This is a genomic window from Streptomyces roseifaciens, assembly GCF_001445655.1.
Taxonomy (GTDB): domain Bacteria; phylum Actinomycetota; class Actinomycetes; order Streptomycetales; family Streptomycetaceae; genus Streptomyces; species Streptomyces aureoversilis.
This window is the reverse complement of the sequence record NZ_LNBE01000003.1, coordinates 1561465-1574625: the sequence shown is the minus strand read 5'-3', so window position 1 is coordinate 1574625 and position 13161 is coordinate 1561465. Positions and strand designations below refer to the sequence as shown.

Here is a 13161-nt window from a genome sequence, read left to right as displayed (position 1 = left end):
GCATGCACTCGCGCTAGTGTGCGCATGTGAGTCTTTATGTAGTCGTGGGATTCGGGCCCGCCGGGGCGGCCACAGCCCGGCTGCTGGCCGGGCAGGGCCATGCGGTACGGGTCGTCACCAAGTCGGGGCGGAGCCCGGAACCCGGCATCGAGCACGTCGCGCTCGACGCCACGGACGGCGAGCGGCTGGCCGAGGCGGCGCAGGGCGCGAGCGCCGTCTTCGGCTGTGCCGCGCCGCCGTACCACCGCTGGGCGGGCGACTGGCCACCGCTGGCCTCGTCGCTCTGCGCGGCGGCCGAGGCCACCGGGGCGGTCCTGGTCCTGCTGGGCAACCTCTACGGCTACGGCCCGGTGGCGGGTCCCCTGACCGAGCAGCTGCCGCTCGCCGCGACCGGCCCCAAGGGGAAGGCGCGCGCCGCCGTCTGGGAGCAGGCCCGGACCCTGCACGAGCAGGGCCGCATCAAGGCGGTCGAGGTGCGGGCCTCGGACTTCTTCGGCCCCGGCGTGACCGACGGCGGGCACCTGGCCGCGCGGGTCGTGCCCCGCCTGCTGCGCGGCAAGCCGGTCTCCGTCCTCGGGGACCCGGACGCCCCGCACAGCTGGACCTATCTGCCCGATGTGGCCCGGGCCCTGGCCGAGGTCGCGAGCGAGGAACGGGCCTGGGGAAAGGCCTGGCACGCCCCGACGGAACCCGCCCTGTCCACCCGCGAGATGACCGCCCGCCTGGCCGCCCAGGCGGGATCGGGCCCGGTCGTGGTGCGCGGGCTCTCACCGGCGGTGCTGGGCGTCGCGTCCCTCTTCTCCCCGCTCCTCCGCGAACTGAAAGAGATCCGCTACCAGTTCGACCGCCCGTTCGTGGTGGACTCGAGCGCGTACGAAGCCGGATTCACGGTACGGGCCACACCGCTCGACGAGCAGATCAAGGCGACGGTGGCCTGGTGGCGCGAACGCCGCTGATGCGGCCGCTCTCCTGCCCGTGACCGCCCAGGCGCAGGTCGGGGCGGCCGTCCGTCCCGGCGCCGGGCTGCCCGTCGAAGCCGGGAAAGACCGGGAGGATCCTGCTCAGCCCGCTGGCCTTCAGCGCCCGGGCGACGGCGGGGCACGGTGCGACGAGGCAGAGGTCGCCGCCGGAGTACCGGGCGCAGCGGGCGGTGGCGACGAGCAGCCCGAGGCCCAGGGCATCACAGGAGGTGACGCCGGACAGGTCGAGGACCAGCCGGCTTCCGGGCCTGTGGGACACGTGCAGGAGGCGCTCGCGCAGCCTCGGGACCCCGGAGAGGTCCAGCCTTCCACGGACCACGAGCACGCGGTCCCGTGGGCCGCCGGAGGGCGGGGAGTGCCAGTGCGAAGCGGACACTCGCCCGCCTGCCCCTCGGGGAACTTCTGCGGGGGCGGGGACGGTCGTGCGCTCTACGGGCACCACGTGCCTCCTCGGAGCGGATCACATCTCGATGCTGCCGAGGGCTGGGGCCTCACCGCGCAGCCTAGTCCTGCCCGCACGTCACGAACAGGGCTGCACGGAACGGCCCTTGAGCCGTGCCGGGCGGCGGGGGCACTTCGGACCCCGCGCCACGCGCTGCCCTGACTTTCAGGTCTGCGGGGTGCTGCCGGTGTCGATGAGGATCTGCTCGGCTTGGGTGACGTTGTCGGCCCGTACGGCTCTGGCCATGGCGGCCTGTGCCGCGTCGGGTGTCGCTTCGGGCGGGACCACCAGCAGGGCGAAGTGATCGTTGTCGCCCCGGGTGATGAGGACCGTGTCGTCACCGACGGGAAAGGAATCGAGGTGGACGACCTGGTCGTCGACGGTCAGCCGTGCGGGGAGCTCCTCCCAGGCGCTCGTGTCCAGACCGACGCGCGTGATGGGGCCGAGGTGCTCGGTGAGGGCGGTGATCAGGCCGGGAAGCTCGGCGCCGATGTCGCGGGAGCGCGGCCACCACGCGCCGTCCAGGATTCCTCCGCGCTCCTGCGTGGTCTCCAGGCGCAGGAGCGCCGTCCCGGGTTTCACGGCTTGGTGAATTGCGTCCGGCAGCAGCCTGTGAAGGCGTGGGGTGTCGGGATCGGCCATGGTGTGCTCGCCTGTCTCCGGGAATTCGGCGCATCCATTCGTCGTCCGGGGTGCGTCGCAGTGACCGGGCGAAGCGCTCGCGATATCCCCACCGTACTCCGCGGGCCCGGCGGCAGGCTCGCCGACCGGGCCGGGTACACGCCCGCACTCCCCGGAGAAACGCCTGGTCGCAGATGCTCTCGGAAGCGCCGACCGGAGTAGGGTGGGAAGACCGGGAGCACTTCGTACACCGGCTTCCAAGCAGGTGTCGTTCCCGGCGAGCCATCGTGCCGGGCAGTCGACGACGAGCCCGGGGGCAGGTCGGCATCATGACCGTGACCATCGACCGTACGGCCGCTGACGAGCGTGCCCCTTCGCCACCCGCCCGCCTGTCCCCGACACCGGGAACGACGCCGGTCCTGCTGGACGGCGCCTGGTGGCCCCGCTCGCGCGGCCTCTCCCGCGAACTCCCCGCACCAGCGGTGGACGACGCGGTGGATGCACAGGACAGCGTAGAGAGGTGGGAGACGGACGGCGGGACCGCGCCGTCACCGGCCGGAAGCCCGGTCGGAGCCTCCCTCTCCGCCCGAGGGATGTGAGAACCGTGGAGGCTGCCGTCACCCTGGCCGTGATCCTCATCGTGATCGCCGTCGGAGCCCGCCTGATCCACCGGCTCAACGCCCAGCACGACGAAAGGATCGCGAGCTTCCGCTACAGCGGCGTCCTGCCGTGGCGCGACGGCAGCAGCCGCAACCGCCCCCGGTCGCCGGTCGACCCCGCCGGACCTCTCCTCGCCCGCATCCGCCGCGAGCAACCGCACGGGGAGCGCCGGCGACCCCGGTTCTTCTCCGGCCGGGGGCGGTGACGATGACGTCCGCACGCCCGGCACCCACACCCACCCCCACACCGGCGAATCCGGTGCCGCCGGTGGGGTGCGCCGACGTTCGCGTCGTCGCCGCGTCCCCCGAGACCGCCCGCCGTGTCGCGGAAGTCCTCCGGCACTGCTTCGACTCCACCGAGCAACGCAGCTACCCGGCCGGCCGCGAAGGCGGCACCCGGCTCCACCTCACCGTGGACACCACGCATCCCGCCGGACCCGCACAGTCCTGGCTGACGACCAGCAGGCCGACGGCCGCCGACCGCTCGCAGGACGACGGGGCCTGACCCGGACGACGGGGCCCGACTCAGCGAAGGCGGCACACCATTCCGTAGAGCAGCTTCTCAAGCTCGCTTCCCGGATCGTCTCCTTGCGGGCGCTCCGTGTCGGCCGACGGATCGAAGCGCCAGCGATGCACCGGAACAAGCCCGGGAGGGACGACCTCGAGGCCGTGTGGCGGGCGGCTGTCCGGTGCCCGAGGCTGCCCGCACGGGCGCCGGCCCGGATGCTGGAGGACAGCGGGACCGCGGCCGGAGCCGCCCGCAACCCGGCGTTGCCCCTCGCCGTCATGCGCCGGCTGACCGGGCCGGACCGGTCCTGAGAGGTGGCGGGCGCCGGGTCCGCCGCTCGCGTGGGCGGGCGGCGGTGAAATTCCGGGAGCCCGCCCCCGCCGACCTGCGATCATGTGCCGGTGATACCGAGCACCACCGCACCCGCACCCGCCCCGATACCGGCCTTCGCCGGTGACTTCGAGGCCCATCTGACCGTCCGCCCCGCCGCGACCGCCGGGGACGACCGGGCCCTCCAGCGGCACGCGGCGGCCCACGGGATGAAGTTCACCGACATCCTGCTGGACCGCGGCCGCACCCCCAGCCAGCCGATGCTCACCCTGCGCCAGTCCGGTGCGCTGCCGGAAGTGCGGGGGACGGTGGACGGCGCGGCCCGGGGGCTGGACGGCGCCGGGTTCACGGTCGTACGGACGAAGATCGAGGCGGCCCCGTGGGCCGACGGGGTCCCGGAGACCGACGCGGAGGCGGCGGCCCTCGGGGCGCGCTACTACTTCGAGCACCACCTCAAGCTGCTGCTCACCCCCGGTACGGACCTCGTGGCGCTGGCCGGCCTCGCCGCCGCCCACCGCGCGCACTTGTCTCGCAACGCCCGCCGGGTGCGCGCCGACGGCCGCGCCGAGCGGTTCGTCACCCAGCGCTGCCGCGCGGTCGGCCGCCGGACGGCCGGGGCCCGGCTGGACGCCCTGGTGGCGGCCGTGCGGGCCGGCGGGCACACCCTCGTCTCCGAGGAGCGGGAGTTCGTCGTCCACGACAGCGACGAGTCGCTCGACGCGGGCTGGATCGACGAGACGGACGGCACCGGCGGCACCGACAACGACGGACAGGGGACGGGCGCATGACGACGACACCGTGGGAGCGTTTCCGGTACGGACCGTGGGACGCCGAAGTGGTCGTCCCCCAGCTGCCGCCGGACGAGGGGACCCGGGCGGAGCGGGACCTTCCCCCGACGCTCCGCCCGGTCCCGGGCGAAGGGGTGGTCCAGCATCCGGTGTACGACCCGGCGGCCAACCACCACGCCCTGGGCATGCGGCTGAGCGAGCCCGAGTTCACCGACCCGGGAGCGGGCGGCGCCTGGTACACCGCCCGGCGCCGCGCCCTCGACCTCACCCTCGCGGCGGTCGCGGGCTCCTCGTGGGCGGAGCACCTGGTGCTGCGCGGGAGCGTGCTGCTCAAGGCGTGGTTCGGGGACGCCGCCCGGGAGCCCGGAGACCTGGACTTCGTCGTCGTGCCCGGCACCTGGCAGCTCGGCGACGCCCGCACCGACACGATGCTGGAGGAGATCGCCCGGGCCGCCGAGGAGCGCTCGCGGGAGGCCGGGAGCCCGGTGCGGATCGACGCGGCGGGCGCGGTGAGCGACGAGATCTGGACGTACGACCGGGTGCCGGGCCGCCGCCTCGTCCTGCCCTGGACGGCCGTCGCGGACGGTGTGCCGCCCGGCACGGTCCAGCTCGACTTCGTCTTCAACGAGACCCTGCCCGCCCCGCCCGTACGGACCGAGGTGCTCCCCGGGGTGCCTATGCCGGCGGCGAGCCCGGAGCTCTCGCTCGTATGGAAGCTCCTGTGGCTGGTGACGGACATGCACCCCGAGGCCAAGGACCTCTACGACGCCGTGCTGCTCGCGGAGCACGTCCGTGTCCCGTACCCGCTCCTGGAGCGGGTGCTGGCGGAGGCGGGCGAGCCCGCCGGCCTCGGCGACATCCTCTACCACGCGACCGAGGCCGACTGGGACGAGTTCGCCAAGGACCACGCGGCCCTCGCCGAGGACGGGGAGGGCTGGCTGACGCGCCTGATCGTCGCCCTCGCCCCGGGGTTCCACCCGGAGGAGGACGGCACCTACGCGCAGCTGGCCGCGGCCTTCGACCTCACCACGGACATCCTCCGGGGCGAGCACGAGGCGGGCGGCATGGCGGCCGTCGAGGAGTGGCTCGCCGCGCGCTCGCTGCACTGCATCCAGGCGCTCGTCGCCGTCCGTGAACTCCTCGGCCGCGAGGAGCACACCCTCGACGAGGCCGCGGAGGTGCTGGCGTCCTTCCGGGAGACGCGCAACGACCGTCCGAGCCACCCGTACCGGAACGGCTGGCGCGGCGACGCCTTCCGGACCGCCGCCCGTCTGGGGGCCGCCTGCGCCTGATGAACGCAATGCGACCGGGCCGAGGGACGGCAGCGTCACAATGACATGCCGTCAGTAAGTCAGCATGACACCATCGCTGAAGGAGCCTCCTGTGAAAATGTTGATCAACGTCCCCGAGTCCGTCGTCCCCGATGCCCTCCGCGGTATGGCCGCCGCGCATCCCGAGCTCAGTGTCGATGTCGAGCGGCGCATCGTCGTGCGACGGGACGCGCCCGTGGCCGGGAAGGTGGCGCTCGTGTCCGGGGGCGGGTCCGGGCACGAGCCGTTGCACGGGGGGTTCGTGGGGGCCGGGATGCTGGATGCTGCTTGTCCCGGGGAGGTGTTCACCTCGCCGGTGCCCGATCAGATGGTGCGGGCCGCCGCTGCCGTGGACAGCGGCAAGGGTGTGTTGTTCATCGTGAAGAACTACACGGGTGACGTCCTCAACTTCAACATGGCCGCGGAGCTGGCCGAGGACGAGGGCATCCAGGTGGCGAGCGTGCTCGTCAACGACGATGTCGCCGTCACCGACAGCCTGTACACCGCCGGGCGGCGCGGTACCGGTGCCACGCTCTTCGTGGAGAAGATCGCCGGTGCGGCCGCCGAGGAGGGTGCGTCGCTGGAGCAGGTGGAGGCGATCGCGCGGCGGGTGAACGAGGCGTCGCGCAGTTTCGGGGTGGCCCTGGCCTCGTGCACCACTCCCGCCAAGGGCAGTCCCACCTTCGACCTGCCCGCCGGTGAGCTGGAGCTCGGCGTGGGGATCCACGGCGAGCCGGGGCGGGAGCGGCGGGCGATGATGACGTCGGGCGAGATCGCGGACTTCGCCGTGGACGCCGTACTGGCCGACCTGCAGCCGACCGGCCCGGTGCTGGCGCTGGTGAACGGGGCCGGAGGAACGCCGCTGCTGGAGCTGTACGGCTTCACCGCCGAGGTGCACCGCGTGCTGCGCGAGCGCGACGTGCCGGTGGCGCGGACGCTCGTCGGCAACTACGTCACCTCGCTCGACATGGCCGGGGCGTCGGTGACGCTCTGCCAGGTGGACGAGGAGCTGCTGCGGCTGTGGGACGCGCCCGTGCAGACGCCCGGGCTGCGCTGGGGGCGCTGACCCGCCGGCCGCCGCCTCAGGGCCGCGTCACCGAGCCCAGCCACAGCGTGTCCCGCGCCCTCGTCATCGCGACGAAGAGCTGGCTGCGGTGGAGTTCGCGGCGCTCGCGGGCGACGCCGTCGTCGGTGCCGTCGCCCGCCCCGGCCGTGGCCGGGGCGTCGTGGTCGGGCAGGTGCACGTGCTTGAACTCCAGCCCCTTGGCCCGGTGGTAGCTGCCCAGCTTCACGCCGGGCACCGGGCGGCCGTCGTACTGCTCCAGGGTGATCGCAGGTATGCCGGCCCGGGTGAGCAGCCGCCGGTAGTGCTCCCGCTCGGTTCCGGTGCGGCAGAGCACCGCCGAGTCGGGCCAGGCCCCGGGGCCGAGGGCGTGCAGGGCGGCGAGGAGGGCCTCGTCGAGCTCGGCCCGGGTCGCCGCGGTGCACCTGGTGACCCGGCCGTCGCCGTAGGCCAGGTCGACGTCGCGGCGCCCGGCCGTGGGGGTGCCGTCGATGTCGTCGAAGGAGTCGTCGGCGACGACGGCGAGCGCGGCGTCGAGGATCTCCTTGGCGTTGCGGTAGTTCTTGCGCAGCACCTGCCCGCGGTCGCCGCGCACGTCGATGCCCGCGTCGGAGAGGCGGAACCCGCCCGGGTAGACGGCCTGCTGCCCGTCCCCGACGAGCAGCAGGCCGTTGGCCGCGTCACCGACGAGCGCGTGCAGGAGGCGTACGCCGACGAGGGTGAGGTCCTGCACCTCGTCGACGATGACCGAGGTGTACGGGGTGGCGCCGGGGTGCGCGAGGGCCTCGTCGAGCGCGAGGGCGAGGATGTCGTTGAAGTCGTGCACGCCCTTGGCGGTGCGGTTGCGCTCGTACGCCTCGTACAGCGCCCACACGGCCTCGCGGTGGGTCCGGCGCAGGTTGGTGCGGCGGCGTACGCGCCGCAGCGTCGCGTACTGCTCGAAGGCCGTGATCCCCCGGCCCTTGATGACGTAGTCGATCTCCTCCTGCCAGTACCGGGGTACCGGGTCGAGGGTTTCGAGGACGGTGCCGCGGCCGTGGCTCCGCCAGGCCCGGCTGAAGGCGTCCACGGCCTTGTCGGGGTCGAGCCGGCCGGCGACGTCCCTGTCGCGGAGGAACTGCCCGGCCCACGCGTGCAGGCTGCTGAAGTCGACCCGGTCGGCGACGGCCGGGGCCATCGTCCTGAGGAAGGTGCTCTGCACGCGGGGCAGGTTGTTGGCGAAGGTCACGTAGAGGACGCGGCCGGTCGTGCGCCGGGCGACGTACGCGGCGCGGTGCAGGGCGACGACGGTCTTGCCGGTGCCGGCCGGGCCGCTGACGCGCGCGGGGCCGGACCAGTTGCGGCGGACGAGGGCGAGCTGGTCGGGGTGGAGGAACGTCATCCACTGTTCGATCGGGGCGCTGCGGGCGGCTTCCACGGCCGCGTTCCGTATCCCCTCCGCGTCGAAGAGCGCGTCGTCGAAGGGCGCGTCGCCGGGCCCGGCCGCGGAGGGCGCTGCCGACACCGCCGGCGCTGCGGGCCCGGTGCGGGCCGAGGTGTCCTCGTAGTCGCGGAACACCTGCTCCAGGTGGTCGGCGACGGTCTTCACCTCGGACGGGCGCAGCCGCAGCCGTTCGGCGACGAGCGCCGGTGTCACGTCCCGCTCCCCCAGCAGCCGTACGGTGCCGAGCCGGGCGTTCACGGACCGGCCGGCGAAGACCATCAGCGGCTGGACGGCCACGGGTGACAGGTTCCGCGCGGAGACGGCGTTCTCCGCCAGCCGGGTCACCTTGAGCAGCTTCTCGACCTCGCGGTCGTACGTGCGCCCGCCGGCCGTCAGGTGTCCGTCGGCCGCCTCGGGGGCGTGTCGCCAGTTCTTGACGTCGATGACGAAGACGCCCCCGGGGCCGACGAGCAGCATGTCGACGTTGGCCGAGCGGGTGCCGGGCCAGCGCCGGTCGAGCAGCAGGCGCCACCCGCGCCGGGTGAGGACCTGCAGCTTCGCGGCGACCTTGCGTTCACCCTCGCTCGCGGCTTCCCAGTTGCGGACCTCCCACTGGGCCGCCCTGAGTTGCTCGCGCAGCTCGCGTTCGTACCGCCGGGCCTCCTGCGCCCGCTTCCACGCCGATCCCCCCGCGCCCATGAGTGCTCCGCCCCTCCCCGACCGCCCCGGACGTAAAGTAATGATCTTATAACGCAACGGAGTGGTCGTGGAGGGCTCTTGCTTGACGCGGAGCGGCCCCTTGCTCGACGTTCTTCTACTTGACGTTGACCGCCGCCCAGGCGGCGGCGACCGTCGCGTACTCGTTGCTGCTCGCGCCGTGGAGATCGGCTGCGGCGCGCAGGGTCGCGCCGCGGGCCGCCGCGTAGTCGGTGTTCGAGGTCATGCGGGTGGTGAGCGCGCGGTACCAGATCCTCTCGGCGGCGGACCGGCCGATGCCCTTCACGGGCTTGCCGTCGTAGGTGGGGCTGTCGTAGGGGACGCCGTTGACGACCTTGGGCCCGCTGCCCTCGGCGAGCAGGTAGAAGAAGTGGTTGGCGGGGCCGCTGGAGTAGTGGACGTCGATGCCACCGATGCCCGGGTACCAGTAGTCCTTGGACCGGCCGTCCTTCGAGGGCTTGTCCATCCAGCCGGTCGCGGTGGTCCCGGAGACGTCGGTGCGCTCGCCGGTGAGGTAGTCGCCCGGGTCCGCCGGGTTGTTCGCGAAGAACTCGGCGGCCGCGGCGAAGATGGTGCTGGTCGCCTCGTTGAGGCCGCCGGACTCGCCGCTGTAGGTCAGGTTGGCGGTCGCCGCCGTGACGCCGTGGGTCATCTCGTGCGCGCCGGTCTCGATGGTGATGACGGTCCGCCCGTTCCCGGCGCCGTCGCCGTACGTCATGCAGCCGCTGCCGGAGTCCCAGAAGGCGTTGGCGTAGTTGTTCCCGTAGTGGACGCGGCTGCAGGTGCCGCGGCCGTCGCCGTGGACGCCCTTGCGGCCGTGCGTGCCCAGGTAGTAGTCCCAGACGACGGCCTGGACATAGTGGGCGTCGACGCCGGCGGACTGGCGGCCGCCCTCGCACCAGACGTTGTCGGCGTCGGTGAACAGCGTGCCGTTGCCGCTGGTCGCGCCCTTCATGTCGTACGTCCTGTGGTTGCCGCGCCTGGGGTCGTCGAGCTCGTACAGGCCCGTGGTGGTGTTGCGGGTGGTGTCGAGCGTGACGGTGCCGTAGCTGCTGCAGCCGGTGCCGGTGGCCGGGTCGCCGGCGGAGCGGGCGCTCGCGGAGCCGGCCTGCAGTCCGGACACGAGGAGGACGGCGGCGGCCGGGAGAGCCAGAGCGCGAGCGAGGGGCTTTCTGCAGGTCCTTCCGAGGGACTTTCCGAGGGACTTTCCGAGGGACTTTCCGAGGGGCATGGCGGCACCTTCTTCGGGCAGCGGCGGTGAGGGGCTGTGCCTGCGGGGGAACCGTGGGGCAGGAACGAGCGTGCCACCGCATGCCGCTTCTTGTCAGGATCCCGACAACGAATGTCAGTTGTGCGGCGCGTGCGATCCATGCGATCCGTGCGGCCCGTGCGGCGCGTGCCGGAGATAGGCCAGGACGGCGCTGACGCGCCGGTGCAGTTGCGGTATTTCGGCGAGGCCCAGCTTGGCGAAGGTGGAGTTGACGTGCTTCTCGATGGTCGACTCCGACAGCCGCAGCGACTCGGCGATCGCCCGGTTGGTCTTGCCCTCCGCCATGTGCCGCAGGACGTCGAGCTCCCTGCGGGTGAGCCTCGACAGCGGTGCGTCGGCGGTGCGGGCGTGGCTGCCCATCAGCACCTCCACGATGCGGGGGTCGACCACGGAGCGCCCGGCGACCACCTCGCGCAGGGCGCGCAGCAGTTCGTCGACCTCGCCGATGCGCTCCTTGAGGAGGTAGGCGAGGCCGTCGGTGCCGCAGCGGAAGAGGTCGAAGGCGTAGTTCTCGTTGGCGTGCTGGGAGAGCACGACGACGCCGATGCCGGGGTGGCCCGCGCGGATGGCGTGCGCGGCGGTGATGCCCTCGGTGTGGTGGCCGGGCGGCATGCGGATGTCGGCGATGACGACGTCGGGGCGGAAGCGCTCGACGGCGTCGAGGAGCTCGACGGCCGTGCCGACCGCGGCGACGACGTCGGCCTGTCCGGTGTCCTCCAGCAGCCGCCGGGTGCCTTCGCGCACCAGGTAGTGGTCCTCGGCGATGACGACGCGCAGGGGGTCAGGCACGGGTCTCCTCCCTCACTCGCTCCACGAGCCGCGCACGGATGGTGGTGCCCGTACCGGTGCCGCTGGTGATCGTGAGCTCGCCGCCCACGGCCTCGATGCGGTCGCGCATGCCGGTGAGCCCGGATCCGCGGGTGGTCTCGGTGGGGAATCCGGCGCCGTCGTCGCGGACCTCCACCAGGAGCCGGCCGCCGCTGCGGGCGATGCGGATGGTGACGTGGGTGGCTCCGGCGTGCTTGAGCACGTTGGTGAGCGCCTCGGAGACCAGGTAGAAGGCGGACTCCTCGACGTCGAGGGCGAAGCGCACCCCGCCCAGCGACTCCTCGCTGTGGACGGTGACGGGGAGGGGCATCCGGCGGGCGCAGGAGGTCACGGCGGCCACGAGGCCCTGGTCGGTGAGGATCGGCGGGTGGATGCCGTGGGCGAGTTCGCGCAGCCCGTCGATGACGCGGTAGGCGTCGTCCTGCACCTCGGTCAGGGCGGCGTCGATGTCGCCGCCGCGGTGCAGGCGGTTGCGGGCGAGGGCCAGTTTGGCGACGAGGGCGACGAGTTCCTGCTGGATGCCGTCGTGGAGCCGGCGTTCGATGCGGCGGCGCTCGGTGTCCTGGGCATGGACGATGCGGGCGCGTGAGGCGTCGAGCTCGGCGGCCTGCCGCTGCACCTCCTCGACGCGGGCGCACAGCTCGGCGGCGAGGCGCATGTTGTGCACGGCCAGGGCGGCGGAGCGGGCGAGGGTCTCGCCGATGTCGTGGTCCTCGGGGGTGCAGCGGCCTTCGGCCTTGGGGCCGTATTCGATGAGGCCCAGGACGTCCTCGCCGTACAGGAGGGGGAACTCCCCGAGGGGCGCGGTGCCTGGGGGCCGTTCCCCGGCCTCGGCCGCGGACACGGGCAGTCCGTCGCCGCCGAGCCGGACGGCGACCCACTGCAGGTTCAGGCCCTCGCGCAGGCCGTTGGCGAGCTGCGGTGCGAGCCGGTCGAGGTCGTAGGCATGCTCCAGGGTGGTGCCGAACTGGACGAGGAGCTCGAACCGGCTGAGGCGCTTGCCGAAGACGCGGCGCTCGGCGAGGGCGTTGAGGCGGGCGCGCAGGGGCTGGAAGAGGGCCGTGGCGACGACGGCGACGAGCAGGGACAGGCCGACGGGGAAGTACTGGCCCGCGGTGAGCCCGAGGGTGAGGGCCATGCCGAGGTACCAGCTGTTGATGATGAGCCACAGGGATCCGTAGACGGCCGAGCGGCGGAGCACGAGGTCGACGCCGAGGAGGCGGTGGCGGAAGGCGGCGTAGACGATGACGAGGGACACGGACACGTAGGGCAGCGCGCCGAGGACGGCGCCGACGAAGTAGAGCACGCCCTGCTCGCCCTGCCAGGAGCGGAAGAGCCGGGAAGCGGCCCGGAACAGCAGGAGTGCCGCGCCGGGCACGGCGAAGGGCAGCAGGGCGGCGACGTCCGGGCGGCCGGCGCCGTGGGCGCGCAGGCAGCGCACGACGAGGAGGACGGCGCCCAGGCCCGGCATCCAGGCCTCGGGGTAGTAGAAGACGACGTAGTGGACGGCGAGCTGCGACATCCCGGTCAGGGGCAGCAGGAGGGGCAGGGCCAGCAGACCCCACAGGGCGCGCAGGATCCGGCGCTCGTAGGGGAAGAGGAAGGAGCCGTCGGGCAGCAGGGCGAGCAGCCGGACGAGGAGGATGCTGACGGTCAGGTCGCAGGTCTGGCTGAGGACCTGGAGGCCGTAGTCCGCGGGCAGGAGGAGGGCGTAGGGCCGCGGGCGGAGGTTCCAGCCGAAGGCCCGGATCAGAAGTGTGGTGCTGTAACGAATCGCAATGGTCACCGAAAGCCAGGTACCGATCAGCAAGAGGCGCCTTGCGACCGGACTTGACGGTGCGTGCCACCAAATGAACAAGCCGGCGAAATAGCACGGGAGAACGGAACCCAGGATCCACGGCAGCGTATACCTGTTCTGCAGCTGGGTCGTCCCGACGAGCGTTGCCCAGAGCATGCACAGTCCGCCGCATACGGCGATGACGCGCATCCCCCTGCTTCTGGCTGCTGCCACGAAGGACATTATCGTGGGCCGTCCCGACGGCAGTCCAGAGAAGAAATCCCCCGACGTGCATGGCGGTTAACCTCCATGCGCTTTGGAGGGCCCCCGGGTGCCCCGGAAAGGCGGCGCCCGGCAGACTCGGGGCATCGCATCAGGGAAGCGGTACGGGGGAGACCGGACCCGGGACGGCGCGCCCTCCGGGGCGCCCGGGCCCGGTCTGCCG

General features: G+C 72.9%; 12 protein-coding genes and 1 pseudogene. 7 read left to right on the top strand and 6 right to left on the bottom strand.

The window, feature by feature from the left end; genetic code table 11:
- Window positions 1-26 precede the first annotated feature (26 nt).
- The gene (locus tag AS857_RS12560) at window positions 27-956 is read left to right on the top strand and encodes an NAD-dependent epimerase/dehydratase family protein (protein ID WP_058043190.1); all 930 of its coding nucleotides are present in this window, start codon (window positions 27-29) and stop codon (window positions 954-956) included.
- Here the strand turns inward: AS857_RS12560 and AS857_RS12555 are convergent.
- Together AS857_RS12555 and AS857_RS12550 are read right to left on the bottom strand one after the other, a co-directional pair.
- Window positions 919-1356: an STAS domain-containing protein gene (locus tag AS857_RS12555; RefSeq protein ID WP_160330219.1), complete on the bottom strand. Its 438-nt coding sequence runs from the start codon at window positions 1354-1356 to the stop codon at window positions 919-921. The genes AS857_RS12560 and AS857_RS12555 overlap by 38 nt on opposite strands.
- Window positions 1357-1587: 231 nt before the next feature.
- A complete protein-coding gene (locus tag AS857_RS12550; RefSeq protein ID WP_058043188.1) occupies window positions 1588-2064 on the bottom strand; it encodes a DUF5994 family protein in 477 nt (158 codons plus the stop codon).
- A 173-nt stretch (window positions 2065-2237) separates the two neighbouring features.
- Between AS857_RS12550 and AS857_RS42070 the strand changes: the two genes are divergently transcribed.
- The 6 genes from AS857_RS42070 (at window position 2238) to dhaK (ending at window position 6704) form a co-directional block, all read left to right on the top strand.
- Complete coding sequence (locus tag AS857_RS42070) at window positions 2238-2642, top strand: DUF5994 family protein (protein WP_338058253.1); 405 nt, start codon at window positions 2238-2240, stop codon at window positions 2640-2642.
- Between the two features lie 5 nt (window positions 2643-2647).
- Window positions 2648-2908: a hypothetical protein gene (locus tag AS857_RS12545; RefSeq protein ID WP_058043187.1), complete on the top strand. Its 261-nt coding sequence runs from the start codon at window positions 2648-2650 to the stop codon at window positions 2906-2908.
- A gap of 2 nt (window positions 2909-2910) precedes the next feature.
- A complete protein-coding gene (locus AS857_RS12540; RefSeq protein ID WP_058043186.1) occupies window positions 2911-3207 on the top strand; it encodes a hypothetical protein in 297 nt (98 codons plus the stop codon).
- A gap of 404 nt (window positions 3208-3611) precedes the next feature.
- Entirely contained in the window at window positions 3612-4328 is a 717-nt protein-coding gene (locus AS857_RS12530; RefSeq protein WP_245699797.1) for a hypothetical protein, read from the top strand.
- Complete coding sequence (locus AS857_RS12525) at window positions 4325-5620, top strand: nucleotidyl transferase AbiEii/AbiGii toxin family protein (protein ID WP_058043183.1); 1296 nt, start codon at window positions 4325-4327, stop codon at window positions 5618-5620. The genes AS857_RS12530 and AS857_RS12525 overlap by 4 nt, the downstream gene beginning before the upstream one ends.
- Window positions 5621-5711: 91 nt before the next feature.
- Window positions 5712-6704: a dihydroxyacetone kinase subunit DhaK gene (gene dhaK, locus AS857_RS12520; protein ID WP_058043182.1), complete on the top strand. Its 993-nt coding sequence runs from the start codon at window positions 5712-5714 to the stop codon at window positions 6702-6704.
- 16 nt (window positions 6705-6720) lie between these two features.
- On the opposite strand, the gene AS857_RS12515 is transcribed toward dhaK, so the two are convergent.
- From AS857_RS12515 to AS857_RS12500, 4 genes and pseudogenes are all read right to left on the bottom strand, one after another.
- Window positions 6721-8823, bottom strand: coding sequence for a nuclease-related domain-containing DEAD/DEAH box helicase (locus AS857_RS12515; protein ID WP_058043181.1), 2103 nt, complete (start codon window positions 8821-8823; stop codon window positions 6721-6723).
- A 115-nt stretch (window positions 8824-8938) separates the two neighbouring features.
- A pseudogene (locus AS857_RS12510) lies at window positions 8939-9910 on the bottom strand (M4 family metallopeptidase); the annotation flags it as partial.
- Window positions 9911-10186: 276 nt separating this feature from the next.
- On the bottom strand, window positions 10187-10900 hold the full coding sequence (locus tag AS857_RS12505; protein WP_245699796.1) for a response regulator: 714 nt from the start codon (window positions 10898-10900) through the stop codon (window positions 10187-10189).
- Window positions 10893-12725, bottom strand: a complete 1833-nt coding sequence (locus tag AS857_RS12500; protein ID WP_144440794.1) for a sensor histidine kinase — start codon at window positions 12723-12725, stop codon at window positions 10893-10895. The genes AS857_RS12505 and AS857_RS12500 overlap by 8 nt, the downstream gene beginning before the upstream one ends.
- Window positions 12726-13161 lie beyond the last annotated feature (436 nt).

Bases quoted from the DNA above. Each gene is read 5' to 3' on its own strand.
- AS857_RS12550 (WP_058043188.1), bottom strand. From the start codon at position 2,064: ATGGCCGATCCCGACACCCCACGCCTTCACAGGCTGCTGCCGGACGCA.
- AS857_RS42070 (WP_338058253.1), top strand. From the start codon at position 2,238: ATGCTCTCGGAAGCGCCGACCGGAGTAGGGTGGGAAGACCGGGAGCAC.
- AS857_RS12540 (WP_058043186.1), top strand. From the start codon at position 2,911: ATGACGTCCGCACGCCCGGCACCCACACCCACCCCCACACCGGCGAAT.
- AS857_RS12525 (WP_058043183.1), top strand. From the start codon at position 4,325: ATGACGACGACACCGTGGGAGCGTTTCCGGTACGGACCGTGGGACGCC.
- AS857_RS12515 (WP_058043181.1), bottom strand. From the start codon at position 8,823: ATGGGCGCGGGGGGATCGGCGTGGAAGCGGGCGCAGGAGGCCCGGCGG.